Annotated in this window: 16 protein-coding genes, 1 tRNA gene and 1 pseudogene; 9 read left to right on the forward strand and 9 right to left on the reverse strand. The window is 65.4% G+C overall.

The window, feature by feature from the left end:
- On the reverse strand, positions 1-933 hold the full coding sequence (locus BM199_RS29760; RefSeq protein ID WP_091678608.1) for an ABC transporter ATP-binding protein: 933 nt from the start codon (positions 931-933) through the stop codon (positions 1-3).
- Positions 934-1072: 139 nt separating this feature from the next.
- On the opposite strand from BM199_RS29760, the gene BM199_RS29765 reads away from it, so the two are divergent.
- Together BM199_RS29765 and BM199_RS29770 are read left to right on the forward strand one after the other, a co-directional pair.
- Positions 1073-1882, forward strand: coding sequence for an ion transporter (locus BM199_RS29765; RefSeq protein WP_091678672.1), 810 nt, complete (start codon positions 1073-1075; stop codon positions 1880-1882).
- 325 nt (positions 1883-2207) lie between these two features.
- Positions 2208-2978, forward strand: a pseudogene (locus tag BM199_RS29770) (DUF222 domain-containing protein); the annotation flags it as partial.
- Between the two features lie 328 nt (positions 2979-3306).
- Here BM199_RS29770 and BM199_RS29775 read toward each other — a convergent pair.
- Genes BM199_RS29775 through BM199_RS29785 form a run of 3 tightly spaced genes read right to left on the reverse strand, consistent with a single transcriptional unit; the run spans position 3307 to position 7015 of the window.
- The gene (locus BM199_RS29775) at positions 3307-3690 is read right to left on the reverse strand and encodes a hypothetical protein (RefSeq protein ID WP_091678611.1); all 384 of its coding nucleotides are present in this window, start codon (positions 3688-3690) and stop codon (positions 3307-3309) included.
- 59 nt (positions 3691-3749) lie between these two features.
- A complete protein-coding gene (gene hrpB, locus BM199_RS29780; RefSeq protein ID WP_091678613.1) occupies positions 3750-6182 on the reverse strand; it encodes an ATP-dependent helicase HrpB in 2433 nt (810 codons plus the stop codon).
- Positions 6179-7015: a glutamate ABC transporter substrate-binding protein gene (locus BM199_RS29785; protein ID WP_091678616.1), complete on the reverse strand. Its 837-nt coding sequence runs from the start codon at positions 7013-7015 to the stop codon at positions 6179-6181. Before BM199_RS29785 ends, hrpB begins: the two co-directional genes overlap by 4 nt.
- Positions 7016-7068: 53 nt before the next feature.
- Here BM199_RS29785 and BM199_RS29790 point away from each other — a divergent pair, with 53 nt between their 5' ends.
- From BM199_RS29790 to BM199_RS35040, 4 genes are all read left to right on the forward strand, one after another.
- Positions 7069-7611 carry a MauE/DoxX family redox-associated membrane protein gene (locus tag BM199_RS29790; protein ID WP_091678619.1) on the forward strand — a complete coding sequence of 181 codons (543 nt, stop codon included), beginning with the start codon at positions 7069-7071 and terminating at the stop codon, positions 7609-7611.
- A 3-nt stretch (positions 7612-7614) separates the two neighbouring features.
- Positions 7615-8421 (forward strand): DsbA family protein, encoded by an 807-nt coding sequence (locus tag BM199_RS29795; RefSeq protein ID WP_091678624.1) that lies wholly within the window; start codon positions 7615-7617, stop codon positions 8419-8421.
- A gap of 246 nt (positions 8422-8667) precedes the next feature.
- A tRNA-Ala gene (locus BM199_RS29800) sits at positions 8668-8740 on the forward strand.
- Between the two features lie 434 nt (positions 8741-9174).
- Positions 9175-9300 (forward strand): hypothetical protein, encoded by a 126-nt coding sequence (locus BM199_RS35040; RefSeq protein WP_281245770.1) that lies wholly within the window; start codon positions 9175-9177, stop codon positions 9298-9300.
- Positions 9301-9353: 53 nt separating this feature from the next.
- On the opposite strand, the gene BM199_RS29805 is transcribed toward BM199_RS35040, so the two are convergent.
- On the reverse strand, positions 9354-10109 hold the full coding sequence (locus tag BM199_RS29805) for an Eco29kI family restriction endonuclease (RefSeq protein WP_091678626.1): 756 nt from the start codon (positions 10107-10109) through the stop codon (positions 9354-9356).
- Positions 10110-10271: 162 nt separating this feature from the next.
- On the opposite strand from BM199_RS29805, the gene BM199_RS29810 reads away from it, so the two are divergent.
- The gene (locus BM199_RS29810) at positions 10272-11546 is read left to right on the forward strand and encodes a DNA cytosine methyltransferase (protein ID WP_091678629.1); all 1275 of its coding nucleotides are present in this window, start codon (positions 10272-10274) and stop codon (positions 11544-11546) included.
- A 38-nt stretch (positions 11547-11584) separates the two neighbouring features.
- On the opposite strand, the gene BM199_RS29815 is transcribed toward BM199_RS29810, so the two are convergent.
- On the reverse strand, positions 11585-12037 hold the full coding sequence (locus tag BM199_RS29815) for a very short patch repair endonuclease (protein ID WP_342741746.1): 453 nt from the start codon (positions 12035-12037) through the stop codon (positions 11585-11587).
- A gap of 64 nt (positions 12038-12101) precedes the next feature.
- On the opposite strand from BM199_RS29815, the gene BM199_RS29820 reads away from it, so the two are divergent.
- Positions 12102-12728 (forward strand): Eco29kI family restriction endonuclease, encoded by a 627-nt coding sequence (locus BM199_RS29820; protein ID WP_091678632.1) that lies wholly within the window; start codon positions 12102-12104, stop codon positions 12726-12728.
- Positions 12729-13046: 318 nt separating this feature from the next.
- Here BM199_RS29820 and BM199_RS29825 read toward each other — a convergent pair whose 3' ends face one another.
- The 3 genes from BM199_RS29825 to BM199_RS33535 form a co-directional block, all read right to left on the reverse strand.
- The gene (locus BM199_RS29825; protein ID WP_091678635.1) at positions 13047-14243 is read right to left on the reverse strand and encodes a tyrosine-type recombinase/integrase; all 1197 of its coding nucleotides are present in this window, start codon (positions 14241-14243) and stop codon (positions 13047-13049) included.
- Positions 14244-14378: 135 nt separating this feature from the next.
- Positions 14379-14771, reverse strand: a complete 393-nt coding sequence (locus BM199_RS34310; RefSeq protein ID WP_218160467.1) for a helix-turn-helix domain-containing protein — start codon at positions 14769-14771, stop codon at positions 14379-14381.
- Positions 14772-15329: 558 nt separating this feature from the next.
- Positions 15330-15686, reverse strand: a complete 357-nt coding sequence (locus BM199_RS33535) for a hypothetical protein (protein WP_143101951.1) — start codon at positions 15684-15686, stop codon at positions 15330-15332.
- 227 nt (positions 15687-15913) lie between these two features.
- Between BM199_RS33535 and BM199_RS29835 the strand changes: the two genes are divergently transcribed.
- Positions 15914-16215, forward strand: a 302-nt coding sequence (locus BM199_RS29835; protein ID WP_425425617.1) for a transposase, incomplete at its 3' end; no start/stop codon positions are given.

Below are 16215 nucleotides of genomic sequence, written 5' to 3' on the forward strand. Positions count from 1 at the left end.
TCAAACTCCTACTTTCTGCCCGGAAGGGGCGCCGTACTCGACCGAACCGGCGGTCAGTTCCACATAGGCCTGTTCCAGAGAGGCGGTGTGCGTCGTCAGGCCGTGCAAGCGGACCCCCAGCTGGTGCGCCAGATCACCGACGTAATCGACGTCGACCCCGCGCACGTGCAGTTCATTCCCGCTCACTTGCTCCATGGTTACCTCGTTCGCCCGCAGCCGGTCGGCGAGTGCTCGTCGGTCGCCGTCGTCCGGCAGCCGGACCCGCACGGACTGGGTGGAGTTGCGGGCGATGAACTCGTCGATCGAGGCGTCAGCGAGCAGCCGGCCCTTCCCAATCACGACGAGCCGGTCCGCGGTCAGCTGCATCTCGCTCATCAGATGGCTGGAGACGAACACGGTTCTGCCCTCCGCCGCCAGTGAGCGCATCAGTTCGCGCACCCAGCGGACGCCGTCGGGGTCGAGGCCGTTGACCGGCTCGTCGAACATCAGCACGGCAGGATCGCCGAGCAGCGCGCCCGCGATGCCGAGACGTTGTCCCATCCCGAGGGAGAACGAGCCCGCCCGCTTGCCCGCGACGTCGGTGAGGCCGACCGCTGCGAGCACGTCCTCCACCCTGCGCTCGGCGATACCGTTGCTGCGGGCCATCGCCAGCAGGTGCTTGCCCGCGCTACGACCCGGGTGTAGCGCCTTGGCCTCCAGCAGGGCTCCGACCTCGCGCAACGGGTGACGCAACTCCGAGTAGGGCTTGCCGCGCACGAGTGCCGCGCCGGAAGTCGGATGGTCCAGCCCGAGCACCATCCGCATGGTCGTCGACTTGCCCGCACCGTTGGGGCCGAGGAAGCCGGTGACCGCGCCCGGCGCGATCTCGGTGCTGAGTCCATCGACAACGGTCTTCTCGCCGTATTGCTTCGTCAATGCCCGAAGCGTGATCATGAGTCTCCTTCGGTAGATCGGTGAACTCACGGTAGAAACCGTCCACACGGCCGTGCAGCGCACGATCGCCACCGGTCCGACCCGACTTTCGTCAGGGGCTGGCCAGGCGAGCACCGAGGTCCACCGGCAGAATGCGGCCATGACTGCCAGCCGGAACGCACCCCGCCAGCGCCGTCTCGTCGCCTTGGACGTCGCGATGCTCCTGCTGGCTGTCTTCTCCGTCGGACTGCTCGCGTACGTGACGTTCGCCGACGTCAGTGTCGAAACCGAGTACACCGTGTTCGTCATCGACACCTCGATCTGCGGCGTGTTCCTGATCGAGTTCCTCTTCCGCTGGCGCGCTACCCGGTGGGAGCGCGGGTTTCCGCTGCGCAACTGGTACGAGATCCTGGGGATGATCCCGATCGCCCATCCCGCGCTGCGGGGGTTCCGGTTGCTGCGAATCATCGTTGTGCTGACACGACTCGCGCGCACCGCCGACCGGACCTTCGGGGAGAAGGTCACCCAGCGACTCGTCGAGAAGCTGTCGCGGCCGATCGTCCTGGCGATCAAGAAGCCCATCACGATCGCCGTGATGGACGAGGTCGTAAAAGTGCTCGAAACCGGAAACTACCCGGAGAATCTCGCCCGTTCTCTTGGGGAGAACCGCGAGATGCTGCGCTCGATCGTCACCGAGAAGCTGCGCGAGGATCCACAGGCTGGCCGGTTCTCCCGCCTCCCCTTCCACGACGAGATCGTCCAGTCCGTCGTGGACACAGTTATGCGGGTTACTCTCGAGGTGCTTACCGACCCGCGCATCGACGACTTCTTCGCGCACGTCGTCCGTGAGAACCGTGAGCAGATTCGCAAAGCCGTGCAACTCGGCCTGCACGAGGAGGACGACGAGGCGGACGAGGATCGCCTCGCCCGCGAACTCCCAACCCCACCCCAACGCCACTACCTCCACTAGCCCGACTTGGCAGTTTCCGGGCCCGAGTTTGCGGTTTGTGCGCGGGTGTTTGCGGTTTGTGCGCGTTTTCGGGGGTGGGGTGGTGGGGTTTCGGGCTCGCCTTCGGCGCGCCCTGCACAATTGTCGCTCCACGCATCACCCTTTCGGGGTGGCTGGCAGCGACAATTACCCAGGGAACGGGACCGCCGCGCCAGTTTTTGTCGGACCCCCTCCATACAATTGTGGGGTGACTAGTTCAGGGGGAAACGTGGTGGTGCCGGGGTTGTCCCGGCGAAGATCGACACTTGTTGCGCGGTTGCAGTCTGTGGAGCGGACTCGGTCCAGAATGGAGGCACGGCAACTGTGTGATATCGCCGAGCTGGTGTCCACGTCACCGGGGACCTCCCGGGATGTGGCGCAGGAAGTCGCGCTGGCGTTATCGGTTACGCCGCGTGCGGCGGAGCGGATGGTGTCGTTGGCAGTGGCGTTGACAACCCGGCTGCCGCACACCCTGGCGGCGATGCGGGCGGGGGTGGTGGACGGCTATAAGGCGTCGAAGATCGCCGATGTCACCGGGTGTCTGTCGGATGATCTCGCGCGGCTTGCCGATGAGCGGTTGTCGCAGCGGTTGGCGGGGAAGGATCCGACGCAGTTGCGGCGGGCGGCACACCATGTCGTCGCCCAGGTCGACCCGGACGGGTATGCGAAGCGGGTGGCTCGGCGGCGGGCGGAACGATCCGTGCAGTTGGTGCAGCAGGGCGAGGGCATGGCCACCCTGATCGCCGACCTCCCGACCGAAACAGCCACCTCGATCTACGCCCGCATCGACCGCGAAGCCCGACGGTTACGGCACGCGGGCGCCACCGCCACCCTCGACCAACTCCGCGCCGACCTCTTCGGCAAGCTGTGCCTGCGTGACGGCACCGGGTCCGGGGCTGCGCGGGCGGAGGTGTTCGTGTACGTCGCCGCCACCACCCTCCTCGAACTGGACCACGAGCCTGCCGAGATGACCGGGCACGGGTACATCCCGGCGTGGTTGGCCCGCCAGATCGCGACCGGACCCAACACGACCTGGCGGCGCATCCTCACCGACCCGATCACCGGGCACCCGATCGACCTCGGCCGCACCCGCTATCGCCCCACCGCACCGCTGGACGAATTCGTCCGCATCCGTGACCGAGAATGCCGCGCACCCGGGGTGTTACCGGCCCTCGCAATCGTGCGAGCTCGACCACAGCCTCGACTGGCACAAGCATGGCACCACCACCGAGAAGCGCCTCATCAGCCTCTGCAAAACCCACCACCGCCTCAAAGACCAACCCGGCTGGAACTACACCGTCAACCCAGGCGACAACACCCTCACCATCACCACACCCACCAGCCACCAACACACCACCCGACCACCCCGCCTCCACAAACCCCTCCGGCCACCACCGCTCTGATCATCAGCAGAAAAGGTGTGCCGGGTTGGACCATCGATAGGTCGGGCCGTTGTCCAGGTTGGGGAAGGCCACTGCCATCCCGCTGCTGGGAACCATTGACCACAACTGGCAGTCGGCGGACGCCGCGTGTGATTCCCAATAGTCCGTCCAGTCCGGTATGTAGCGTTCGTAGATACGCCGGACCTTGGCTAGGTCCCGCTTCTCGACCCGGGCCGGGCCGACCGCTCGAAACTGCCGGACATCGGTCGGCGGGTCGAACGTCGACACCAGCACTGCTACTTCGCTGGTCGCCAGGGCTGGTCTGCCGGACTTCGCGGTGGTCGCCACGCTGGCCGTATGCGATGACTCGCGGAGAAACCCTCGCACGTCGAACGATGGTCCAGTCATATGGACAACTGCGAAACCTCGATCACGCTCGATGTCAAGATGCTCATTCCGTGCCGACGCTACGGGCGTCGCCTCGGTTTCACCTCCGGTGCCAGTGGGTCCTCCGGCCAGCTGTGCTTCGGGTACCGGCCGCGTAGGTCGGCACGCACCTGCTGATAGCCATTGCGCCAGAACGAGTCGAGGTCGGCGGTAACGGCTGCCGGTCGGCCCGCCGGCGACAGCAGATGCAGGACCACCGCGACCCGGCCGTCCGCGATACGCGGCGTGGTCAGCCAGCCGAACGTCTCCTGCAGCTTCACTGCCAGCACCGGTTCGTCACTGGAGTAGTCGACGCGAATGCGCGAGCCGGTGGGGACAGTGATCCGCTCCGGTGCCAGCTCCTCCAGCCGGGACGCCTCGGGCCAGGGCAGCAGTCTGCGCAGCACGTTGCCCGCATCGATCCGGCCGAGATCGGCACGCCGGGTGGCGCGGGACAGTTCCGGCTCCAGCCAGGCATCGGCCGCGGCCAACAACGCGGCGTCATCCATCGGCGGCCATGGCGCACCCAGCTTGGCGTGCAGGAACGCCAACCGGGACCGTAGGCTCGTCGCGGCCTCCGTCCACCGCAGCAGGCCAAGGCCTTCGACTCGGAGGCCTTCGACCAACGCCGAGCGCACCAGCGCCGGATCCGGTTTCCGTAGCGGGCGTTCGGTGAGGGTGATCGCCCCGATCCTGCGGACCGCCCTGGCCACCACGTCGCCACCCGACCAACTGACTTCCTCCACATCGGACACCAGTTCCTGCGCCGCCCGTACGGCCAGCTGTTCGTCCGCACGCGCCGCCAGCCGGATCACGCCATGCGCCCGCCCCGGATCGCGGGTGGCCTCGGCGACGGCCAGCCACTCCGAGTCGCCCAGCCCGCTGCCCGCGGGCAACTCCGCCGCGGTGCCGCCTGCGAGCAGGTACACGGAGGAATCAGGGGATCGTCTCCGCGCGAGTCGTTCGGGATGCGCGAGCGCGACGACCAGTGCCGCATCAGGATCGCCATCACGAGAGTCCGTGCTCACCAGGCCGGCCAGCTTTTGGACGTCCGCGCGCCAGCGCCGTGCGGCCGGGTCGGCGGCGTCGCGCAGCCTGCGCAGTTCGGCATCGATATCCGTGAGCGTCGCCCCCGCGTCCAGCAGAGCCACGACCTCGGCCGCGTGTCGTGCGCCCGTGGACGCCGCGCCGTCGAGCAATGCCCTGGCCAGCCTCGGGTGCAGACCGAGTGCCGCCATCCGGCGTCCTCGTTCGGTGACTTCACCGCGCGTGTCCGTAGCGCCCAGCAGCCGCAGGAGTTCCTGCCCTGCCGCCAGCGGCCCCGCGGGCGGCGAGTCCCACCAGGACAGCCCGCTTCCGTCCGGTGTGGACCAGCAGGCCAGTTCCAGAGCCAGCCGGGACAGTTCGGCGGTGCGGATCTCGGGCTCGCCGAAAGCGGGTAGCGCGGCGTGCTCATTCCGGGGCCAGCAGCGGTAGGCCTTGCCGGGACCCTCCCGCCCGGCCCGGCCGGCCCGCTGGTCCGCCACCGCGGCCGAGACGCGGACCGTCGCCAGGCCGGGAAGTCCCCTGCGATGGTCGACTCTCGGCACCCTGGCCTTGCCCGAGTCGACCACAATGCGGACTCCAGGGACAGTCAGGCTGGACTCGGCAACCGCCGTCGCGAGCACGACCCGCCTGCGCGGTCCCTTACGCAGGGCCGCGTCCTGTTTGGCGGTGGATAGCCGCCCATGCAGCGGTAGTACGTCCACTTCGGACCAGCCGGAAAGCAGTCCCCGCACCCGGGAGATCTCCCCGACGCCCGGCAGGAACGCGAGTATGTCACCCTCGGCTTCGGATAGTGCTGCCCGAATGGTCCTGGCAACATGCTGCTCGACCCGCTCACCTCTGGCGGGAGCGGTATGGACGATGTCGATGGGATACGTCCGGGCGTGGGCGGTCACCACGGGAGCCGAGCCGAGCAGGGCCCCGAGTCGCTCCGCCGCCACCGTCGCCGACGCGGCCAGCAGCCGCAGGTCGTCGCGCAGCCCCGCACGTACGTCCAACAGCAGCGCGAGCAGCAGGTCGGCGTCCAGGTGCCGCTCGTGGCACTCGTCGAGCAGTACGGTGGAAACACCCGGCAACTCCGGATCCACCTGCACCCTGCGCACGAGTAATCCCGAGGTCACCACCTCGATCCGGGTCGCGGCCGACACCTTGCGCTCGCCCCGGATCGAGTAGCCGACAGTGCGGCCCACCGGCTCACCCAGCAGGTCGGCCATTCTTGCCGCGGCGGCACGCGCGGCAAGCCGCCGGGGTTCGGCGACCACGACGCGACCCGACTCGGGGAGAGTGGTCAATGCGAGGTGCAGCGGGACCACGGTTGTCTTGCCGGTTCCAGGCGGGGCCACGAGTACCGCGCTGCCGTGCCCTGTGAGTGCCGTGTCGAGGTCGCCGAGCACGGACCGTACCGGGAGATCCGGGAGTTCGACCTTCACCGCTGGGTGACCTCCGGAGGCGGCGGAAGGGCATAACCAGATGGCCCGATGTTGCGGACGAGGGACTCGTCCCAGGTACCGGTGTCGATCATCTTCTGGATGGCCTCGTTGATCCTCGCTACGCCGTCCGTGTCGCCCTTGCGCAGGCCGACGCCGTACCGCTCGGTCGAGAACGGCTCGCCGACGACCTTCAACAGCTCCGGGTTCTGCGCGGCGTAGCCCGCGAGGATCACGGCGTCGGTGGTGACCGCGTCGACCTGACCCGCGAGCAACGCTGTGACGCAGTCGGGGTAACGCGGGTACTCGATCAGTTCGACAGCCCTGGAGAAGCGCTCCTTCACCTGCTGCGCGGATGTCGACTTGGTGACAGCGCACAGCTTCCGGCCGTCCAGAGTGTCCGGTCCGGTGATTTCGGATGAGGTCAGCCGGACCAGCAGGTCCTGCCCGGTGTGGAAGTACGGGCCGGCGAAGGCAACCTGCTGCTCACGCGCGTCGGTGATGGAGTAGGTGGCGACGACGAGGTCGACCGCACCCGACGTGATGTCGGTCTCGCGACGTGACGCCGTGGTCTCCTTCCAGGTGATGTCCTCGGCGTCCACGCCGAGCTCCCCCGCGATGTATTTCGCGACGTCGACGTCGAAGCCGACGAACCGGCCGTCAAGGGTTCGCTCGGACAGGCCCGGCTGGTCGAATCGGATGCCGACGGTCAGTGCGCCCCGCTCGTCGGCACGGGTGACCAACGAGTCCGGCGCGGCGTCGGATCCCGTGCAGGCGGACGGCACCGAGGCCGCGCAGAGCAGTGCCAGCGCTCCTGCCAGGCGGGACAGCCGCATGTCACTCCAGGTCGCTCACAGTTCTCTCAGGGTCCGTGACTAGCCTAGGGCGCGTGCGACGACCGTCCCAGCGCCTGCTCGATGTCGCCGGTCTGCTCGTCCGGCTCGGCCTCGCGGCCGTGTGGCTGGTGTCCGGCTGGCTGAAGCTCGCCGACCCCGGACAGACCTACCTTGCCGTGCAGGCGTACGACGTCCTGCCCGAGAGCCTGATCGGCGTGGTCGCGACGTCGATGCCGCTGCTCGAGCTCGTGCTGGGCGTGCTGCTGCTGGCCGGGATTCTCACCAGGGCGACGGCCGTTCTCTCGGCGATCGTGCTCCTGGTGTTCATCGCCGCAGTGGTCCAGTCGTGGGCGCGCGGACTGACGATCGACTGTGGTTGCTTCGGCGGCGGTGGTCAGGTCGAGGCCGGTGAGACGCGCTACCCACAGGAGATCGCGCGGGACACGGGCTTCCTCCTGCTCGCGGTGTGGCTGATGATCCGCCCTCGGACGCTGTTCTCTGCCGACGGCTGGCTCGGCCGGGGCCGCGGTCGGACCCGCGATGAGGACGTGGAGCTGTCGCTCAAGGACAGTGTGGACGAAGCGAAAGGGACCTGAACAGTGGGTGGAGCGGAACGCAACGCGCGCAAGCGGCGGCAGCAGCAGTCGTCGGGCGGTAAGGCCGTCGCGCAGGCCAGGGGTGGCGGTGACATGAAGAAGGTCGTCGCGGTGGTGGTCGGTGTGGTGCTGCTGGCCGGTGCCGTGATCGGCGGCGTGCTGTGGACCAACGCGTCGAAGAACGCGACGGAAGGGGAGGCGATTCCGACCGCGGTGGAGCCGGGTGCCGAGTACCCGGTGGAGCGCGATGGCGTCACCGTCGTGTCCGGTGAGCAGGACGCGCCCACCACGATCGACGTCTACGCCGATTTCCTGTGCCCTGTTTGCGCACAGTTCGAGCAGACCTACGGCGACCAGATCGAGCAGAAGGTGGCTGCGGGCGAACTGAAGGTCCGCACGCACATGCTGCCGATGCTCGTCGAGCGGTCGGACCCCGCTGGCTACTCTCTCGACTCGGCCAACGCCGCGTTGTGCGCCGCGGATGAAGGACAGTTCCGGGCATATCACGACAGCCTGTTCGCGAGTCAGCCCGAGGAGGGGAAGCGCGGCTACGACAAGCAGCAGCTGATCCAGCTCGGGCGGGACCTCGGAATAACCGCTGACACCTTCGCCGACTGTGTCAACAACGGCACGTACGACCAGCAGTTGACCGCGAAGATGGAGCAGGTCAAGAACGACCCGGCTCTCGAGCAGGACTTCGGCGGCGGCAACAAGGGGTTCGGCACGCCGACAGTGGTTTCCGGCGGCGAGATCGTGGACTTCTCCGACCCGCAGTGGCTGGACCGGTTGACTGCCTCCGCGCAGCGCTGACCCACACACCCAGCTCTGTTGGGACGGGTTCGTCCGCGGTATGCCGGGCGTATGCGCAGCTCGGCCCCGGCGTCCTCAGTGCTCCCGGGGCTTCCGCGACTACCTCCGGCGGCGACGATTACGACCCGGGCTCCCCAGCTCCGGCCTCGCTGCGCTCCGAGCGCTGGACCTCGGACCCCCCTTCCTGACACCGTGTCGAGGTGCTGTACGGTAGGTACCTACGAGATGCGGGGTTACCCCGCGTTCGGGGCTATGGCGCAGCTGGTAGCGCACCTCACTGGCAGTGAGGGGGTCAGGGGTTCGAGTCCCCTTAGCTCCACAACTTTCATGATCGCCTGGCCTGCGTATTTTCGCAGGCCAGGCGTTGTTTTTAGGAGCCCCGAAATTTCATCCATTGTGGACCGCCCTTCAGTTACTGTTCAGTAGGTGGAGCAAAACTGGAGCACTGTGGGGTTCCGTGTGAAATGGGGTCACCAGAACTGCTCCACCTCGGTCGTCCGAACGGGTGGTCATGCCGAGTTTTTTCGGCGGATGGCGCGGCGGTTGAAGTTGCTATGCGTAGGATTCCTCGGCTTTGGGTGGTTCGAGGTAGAACTAGCCCAGTTGGAGTGGCTGGAAGCGCTGAATGTGCACCCCCGGCGCAGCACCGCCGCGCCGTTGGGACCGGCGGCAGGACGTCGTCCGCCATTCCCTGGTCGAGATGGTCAAGGCAGGAGCTTCGTTGCGGTCTCGACTGTCGCCTGCGGAATTTGAGTGCAACTGCAGCTTTACCTGTCGCGGAATCTCGCGTTCCTCACCGCTGCCGCCACCTCCGCCGCACCGTTCACCGCACTGACCACGTCCACGGTGTCGCTGAGGGCGACCGACGCGAACGAGTGACTGATTTCAACATCTGGGAGTTCGCCGCGCCGCTTCTATTTCGCGCTGGGCTATCAACTGCGGTAGGTTTGAAGCGTGCTGGCGTATGCCCTCTGCTCTTTGTACATAATGACGTAGCCCGGTAACGCCGTGATTTGCCAGCCTGGCGGAAGGGCGGCGGCGAGAGCGGAGAACAGGTCGTCGGCGGTCGTGTGGTTCCGGTTGGGCAACGGGCACGGCAGTCCAAACTCGGCGGGCTGGCGCGCAACGGCTTGACGGTTGCCTTCGTGACGGAAGGTGTAGGGAAGCGAGCTTCGTAAGTGCGTAAGCACGTCGCGGACAGTAGGCGAGATCATCTCAACTTGTCCGCACGGAAAGCGCAGATCGATCGGGTAGAGGGCGTCGAAATGATCGCCCCGGACGGTCGTCGTGTCTCGCTGTTTGCCAGGGTCGTGATTGCCGAAACCGTTGTAGTTCCACGGCACCTCGCCAGCACCGCGATGGCGCTGAATGAGCAAGGTTTCGGGAGCGACTGCGGACAGGTCTTCCTCGACGTACAGGCAGGTGAACGACATGTCCTGAAGGGAGATCTTGGTTCGTCCCAAGATCTTCACATGATGTTCGCGCAGACGGGAGGGGAGCGATCCGTCGGCCTTGCCGATGTAGACCAAGTCGCCATAGTGGTACAGCTGGTAGACACCGGGACGGGCGTCGAGATTGCCGATGTTGGAGCTCGTGAGCGCTGCAGGACTGAGTGCTTCGATCGAGTCTGCAAGCTGGTCCCGCAGGGCACGGGTGATGCTCAGCCTGAAGTCCGCGTTGTACGGCACGGGTCGCCCCCTAGATCGTCACCTCGACTCGTGTGCCCGAGACTACAGATCAAAGTCCCTGACGTCGCACTCCTCGGCCATCGCTGAGGGCCAGCCCAAGCGAACGAATGTTCGACGGCGTGTCTGCGGGGCGCTAACGGGGGCTCCGGTAATGTCCACGTTATGCGGCCGTCCACTACCCAATCTGCCCTGGTCGAGACAGCTGGGGGCCATGAACCGTTCGCTCCGGCCATAGAAACCGGTACCAGCGTTGAGCTGTTCACTGGTGGTGGAGGTCTCGCGCAGGCCATGCACGAGGTCGGGTTCCGGCATCTGCTCTGCAACGAGTATTCACCACGTGCATGCGAGACATTGCTTGAGAACCGGGCGATGGCGTGGAAGCCGGGCTCGTCGTTGCCCACTTCCCTCGTCGACAGGTGGCCGTTAATCCAGGGTGATGTCCGCCTGGATGAGGTCGCGGTCGCCCTTAAGGAGGTCGCGGGCAAGGTCGATGTCGTCGCTGGAGGGCCACCCTGCCAGCCGTTCAGCCTTGGCGGGGTTCACAAGGGCGATGAGGACGAGCGGAACATGTTTCCGGAGTTGTTCCGCGTCGTCCGCGAGGTCCGTCCGCGTGCCATCATCTGCGAGAACGTGCGTGGTCTGATGCGTCCCTCGTTCAGGCCGTACTTCGACTACATCCTTCGCGAATTGGGTGCTCCGTTCGTCAAGCGGAAGAGCAGCGAGGATTGGGAAGTCCATGATCGTCGCCTGCGGCGGCTTGGTGAACCTACTCGTAATCTGGACGAGTACTACGACGTGTATCCGATACCGGTCAACGCTGCCGACTATGGCGTTCCGCAGGTTCGGCAGAGGGTGATCATCGTCGCGTTTCGCAAGGACCTCAATGTCTCGTGGGAACCGCCTGAGCGACGATACTCTGAGGCCTCGCTCGTGCGGGATCAACGAAACGGCGATTACTGGGACGTTGTCGGCCGTAAGCCGAAGCCCGAGGTCATCGCGATGCGTGAGAACGCCAAGTTCGCTCCGGAGGATCTTGAGAAGAGTCCCTGGCGAACTTTGCGCCAAGCGATCGCCGGTTTACCCGAACCGATCGAGGGGGAGCAAACAGGCCCCATCGAACACCACATCGGGTGGCCCGGCGCACGCATCTACAAAGGCCACACTCCTAACCTGCTCGACCGCCCGGCCAAGACGGTAAAGGCCGGTGTGCATGGCGTGCCTGGCGGAGAGTCGGTCATGCTCAGGGACGACGGCACTCACCGCTACATGACCGTTCGGGAGACGGCCCGGGTCATGACGTTCCCCGACAGTTGGCGGCTCGCCGGTCCACGAGGTGAGCAAATGCGCCAGTTGGGTAACGCCGTGCCGGTTCTGCTCGGCAAGGTGTTCGCTCAAGCGGTCGCCAACGCGCTGAAACCGTCGGTCAACACGCGCTGAACTACCGGTCAGCACTGTCGCGTTGCCCCATAAGGTCGCTAAAGCCGCGGGCGCGGACGTCGCCGGGCGACCGCCTCGACGACGCGTTCGACGGCTACCTCGACCGGTTCGTGCTCCCAAATCCGCACGACGAGCCAGTCCGCCTGCCGTAGTGCGCCATCGGTCTCTCGGTCACGGCGGATATTGGCCTCGATCTTGGTGCGCCACCAGTGGGCGTTTACCGACGATGGTCGATAGTGCTCGGGACAGCCGTGCCAGAAACATCCGTCGACCATGACGGCTACGCGTGCGGGACCGAAGACGATGTCCGCAGTACGACGTAGAGAGCGTACGGGGCGAACACCAACGCGGTAACGGAAGCCACGCTTGTGCAGGGCGGACCTCAGCCGCAGTTCGGGCTTTGTATCTCGGCTACGGACCTTGCTCATCCGTGAGCTGACGACCGGATCCACCGAGGCAGCGGGAGTGCGCCTCAAGTTTGAATTCGGCATGCGGCGACCATACCGCGACTTGATGATGCGTTGAGTCGTCAGAAGCCCTCGATACGCTGTCCTAGTGTCAGACGCCTTCGTACCCGCCTACTTTGACCCGTTGTCGACCACACAGCTAGAGGCCATCATCTGTGGCCAGTTCGAGCGGCAACCGTTGCTCTCGTTGAAGGACCCGGTTCCTACGTTCAACGGGAGCGGCTTGTACGCGATTTACTACGTCGGCCGGACGCACCCCCTATACGGCAAGCTCGCCCACTACAAGATTCCGGTGTACGCCGGCCAAGCTCGATCGCATGTCAGTGCCACCGGTGTCAGTAAGCGTGAGCTGAGGCCACTGCGGAGTCGGATTCGGGAGCATCGGCGCTCGATCGAGCATTGCGAGGGGCTCGACCAGGTGGAGTTCGCGGTGCGACTCCTGCTCATGCCCGATGTGCACGCTGATCTCGGGGAGAATGGGCTCCGGGTGGGGTATCAGCCCGTCTGGAACAGCGTGTTGAAGGGGTTCGGGAGCCACGAACAGGGCTCCACCACGCGTCAGAGCAAACGTTCGGAGTGGGACACCGTGCATCAGGGCCGCAAGCGGACCTTCGGCGCGACTACCCACGACGCGGACAAGCTGGCCAGGAAGGTCCGTACGCACATCGATAAGCAGATTGCCACCTACGACTCACTCCCGTGGCACGACTCCTAACTGACGCCTGCACCGTCAGGAAGGCGTGACGGTGCAGATGGGGCGGCTCGAGTCTTTAGTGACCCATGTGAGGCCGTCCGTCGCGGGCCACGACGCCGATTGGGAGGTATCCGCAGTAGTGGAGAGGAAGTATGCCAGCGGCCGATGGATCAGTTCTCACGCCACTCTCCGGTGGGCCGTCAGCTCATCAGCAGTCTCGTCTTCCTCCCGCCCAGGGGGCACGGTGTGTTCCAGGCATTGCAAGCCCGGCGTTGATGCTGCCCACCTCCGACCGCGAGCGGGCCGAAGCCTGCCTTAAGGCTGTCCCAGTAGTTCTCGTCAGGTGGTTGTGCGCCAGGTGGTGTCTTCGGGTGGGGTGGTGTTGTCGGCGATGGCTTTGTTCCAGCGGGTTTGGAGGCCGGTGAGGAGTCGTTGTTCGACGGCGGTGGCGACGTGGGAGTAGGTCTGTTGGACTTTGTCGGCGAGGACGTGGCCGAGGCGGAGGGCTTGGGCGATTTCGGGGACGCCGTCGTCGATGAGCCAGGTTTTGTGGCTGTGGCGTAGTCCGTGGAAGGTCAGGCCGGGTTTGATGGGGTGGAGTCGGTGGGTGGGGTTGGGGATGTGGGTGTTGCCGTCGGCGGCGGGGCGGACGGCGCGGCGGCTGAAGTTGCTGCGGCGGTGTAGTTCTTGGTTCGGGGTGACGAACACGTGCGGGTGGGTGTTGGTGCCTAGGTGGGTGCGGAGCAGGGGTATGAGGAATGGGGGCAGGGTGATGGTGCGGGCGGATTCTTCGGTTTTGGGTGGTCCGAGGTAGAGCGGGCCCCGGTTGGGTTCGTGCAGTGCGCCGTGGTCGGGGTCGACGACGAGGAATCCGGTGTCGTCGTCAACGAGGTGCAGGTGGTGGCGTTGCAGTCCGGCGAGTTCGCCCCAGCGGGCGCCGGTCCAGGCCGCGGTGATGAACAGGACGGCGCCGGCGGGGGCGTAGATCCGGGCGATCTGGTCGGCGATGCGGAGGACTTCGGCGGGTTCGGCCCAGACTTTGCGTGGTGTGCGGTGGGCGCGGCGGCGACGGCCGCGGCGGCGGGCGTGGATGGGGTTGGCGGCGATGAGTTTTTCGTCGGCGGCGTCGCCGAGGGTGAGGGAGAAGCATTTGATGATGCTGTCGACGGTGGTCTTCGCCAGCCCGGAGGCGCGGAGGTGTTTCTCCCAGGTGCGGACTGTCAGGTTGGTGATGTCGGCCAGCGCGGTGGTGCCCCAGCGGGGCAGGATGTGTTTGGTGAGGAAGCTGCGGTAGTTCTCCTCGGTGCGCTGATCGATGTCGAGTGAGGCGAGCCAGTCCGGCGCCCAGGCGGCAACGGTGATCCTCCCCGCGGCCGGATCGATCCAGGTTCCGTGACGTTGCGCGACCTCCATGTCGGCGATGTGGTCGTTCGCTGCGGTGTCGGTGGGGAAGCCGGAAATTGAGCCGATGGTGCCGTCGTCGCGCCGATACCGCACGCGCCACGTGGTGTCTGCCGATTGTTCTGCCCAGGGCATGGTGAACTCTTTCGCAATGGTGAGGGGGTCACGATCACAACAACGTCCAGGGACGCTCCACTACCGACAGAGAGCAACCCAACTCCACGGAAAACCTCTTTCATGCAAGGAAAGAGACTCGTTGGTTGCCGCGACTCACAACCGGTGCGGCCGGTGTGTCCGTCTGCCGCTACGGCGTGGGCGCGTACCGCCGGGACGGTGGCCCGCGGCGGCGATCTCTTCCAGGTCGGCCCGCGAGAAACGCAAGTGCTTACCCAACAACGTGCACGGAATCGCGCGCAGCCCCGCTTGGCGCCGTAGCCAGGATTCCTTCACGGCGAGAAGCTCACCCGCCTCGCCGGGGGTGTAGAGAAGCTGCGGGCACGGCGGCCGAGCCTCGCCGTCGACGGCGGCACTACCGGGGTTCGTTACCGCTGCGTCAGAGTCAGGGATCGGCGACGACGATCCCGGCGTAGCCGGAACGGCGTCACCGAAGCCGTGGACGGAGTTCTGGTTGTGCAGAGGGATGGGACCCGAACGGTCGATCATGATCACGGCCTCCGTGAGCAGTACAACGCCCGCATGCGCGGCTGTCGGTTTCGTCGGGCAATACCGAGAAACAGCCCATTTGGAGACACGCATATACCGAAACGTTACAAAGTGCGTGCTTGCCCTGCCGATGCCTGCCTCTGGGCGGGCACGAAGTGTATGAACGATCGGTCGCTGGTCCACGGAAGCGACAACTGACGACTATGCACCGCAGCTCGCGGACGACTTCGGACGACTCGTCCTCCCGTTGCCCACGATCGCGGCCGATCGCTGCGGTTGGCCGGACCCTTGCGCCAATCAATACGATGGTCGGCATTTATGCACCAGGGCCACTTCTGCCCAACGCCTTTGCTGGTCTAGGAGTCGGAAATGTCCGGCGACAACTTCGAAGACTGTTAATAAGTCAACGGTTGAAATCGCGGTGATCTGAAAATCCGTTCAAGCGGGGAGCTTTGTCCCGCAGTGAGTTTAATTAAAAGCGGCACTTTATTGTGCCGACTCCACGAGTCTTTCGATCGTGGCTTCAACGCTCTATTTTGGCGTGTTTATAGTGACTAACTACGTGATTGGGCCGTCGGCAATAGTCCGGCCCTTGGCGAGGGCGAGTGCGATGATCAACTGACGTACAAGGGCCGTGTATTCTAATGCTCGATCTGTATCAATGTCTGTATCGCGACGATGTGCAACGGTATTCCTCAGGACAGACACGTCGTCGAAAGCAGATAACTCCGACGGTGTGAGGAAGCCCTGATCGGCCGCCCGGCGAGCAAGCTCTCGCGCTGAGGTAAAGTGGCGTCCCTTTTCGTTTTCCGGACCCATTTCCACAATTTCTCTTAGAGTTTTCTCTAGTCGAGCGAAACTTTCAAGTATTGCGGCACGCGGTGACACCTGGGCGAGCTGCTTCATCTCGTACATAAAGTCGTCGGTAGCTGTGTCCTCGCCTGCCTTTGCATCGGCTAACTCGCCGCGAGCTTCGTCGATCTTATCGTCGAAGTACTCGATCTCCAGGCCAGAAGGTCCTGCCTTGAACGTCCGTACAACGCCCCCTGTTAGCAGCCTGCTCAGAGGTCGGCGCAGAACTAGTACTGCAACGGCAGTTGGTCGTCGTGTGGTAGATCATCGTTGTGGTGGTCGATGTGGTGATGGGGCAGCTGGATCGGGTTCATGATCGGATCGCGGGACGGTTCAGGCGGTCGGAGCCGCGGGGCCGGGCTCGGGAGTATGTGTCCGGGCTGGTCGCGGGGTTGGAGCGGAAGAACGGCTGGACACTGGCGGAGCAGTCCGGTGAGGTGTCTCCGGATGGGATGCAGCGGTTGTTGCGCTGGGCGGACTGGGACATCGACGGGGTGCGTGACGACGTGCGGGACTACGTGGTCGAGCATCTCGGCGAGCCGGGCGGCGTGCTGATCGTGGACGACACCGGGTTCCTGAAGAAAGGTGTGCG

The sequence above is a fragment of the Amycolatopsis marina genome, from assembly GCF_900111885.1.
GTDB classification, from domain to species: domain Bacteria; phylum Actinomycetota; class Actinomycetes; order Mycobacteriales; family Pseudonocardiaceae; genus Amycolatopsis; species Amycolatopsis marina.

Bases quoted from the DNA above. Each gene is read 5' to 3' on its own strand.
- BM199_RS29760 (WP_091678608.1), bottom strand. From the start codon at position 933: ATGATCACGCTTCGGGCATTGACGAAGCAATACGGCGAGAAGACCGTT.
- BM199_RS29765 (WP_091678672.1), top strand. From the start codon at position 1,073: ATGACTGCCAGCCGGAACGCACCCCGCCAGCGCCGTCTCGTCGCCTTG.
- BM199_RS29775 (WP_091678611.1), bottom strand. From the start codon at position 3,690: ATGACTGGACCATCGTTCGACGTGCGAGGGTTTCTCCGCGAGTCATCG.
- BM199_RS29785 (WP_091678616.1), bottom strand. From the start codon at position 7,015: ATGCGGCTGTCCCGCCTGGCAGGAGCGCTGGCACTGCTCTGCGCGGCC.
- BM199_RS29810 (WP_091678629.1), top strand. From the start codon at position 10,272: ATGCGGCCGTCCACTACCCAATCTGCCCTGGTCGAGACAGCTGGGGGC.
- BM199_RS29815 (WP_342741746.1), bottom strand. From the start codon at position 12,037: ATGCCGAATTCAAACTTGAGGCGCACTCCCGCTGCCTCGGTGGATCCG.
- BM199_RS29825 (WP_091678635.1), bottom strand. From the start codon at position 14,243: ATGCCCTGGGCAGAACAATCGGCAGACACCACGTGGCGCGTGCGGTAT.
- BM199_RS34310 (WP_218160467.1), bottom strand. From the start codon at position 14,771: ATGATCGACCGTTCGGGTCCCATCCCTCTGCACAACCAGAACTCCGTC.
- BM199_RS33535 (WP_143101951.1), bottom strand. From the start codon at position 15,686: ATGTACGAGATGAAGCAGCTCGCCCAGGTGTCACCGCGTGCCGCAATA.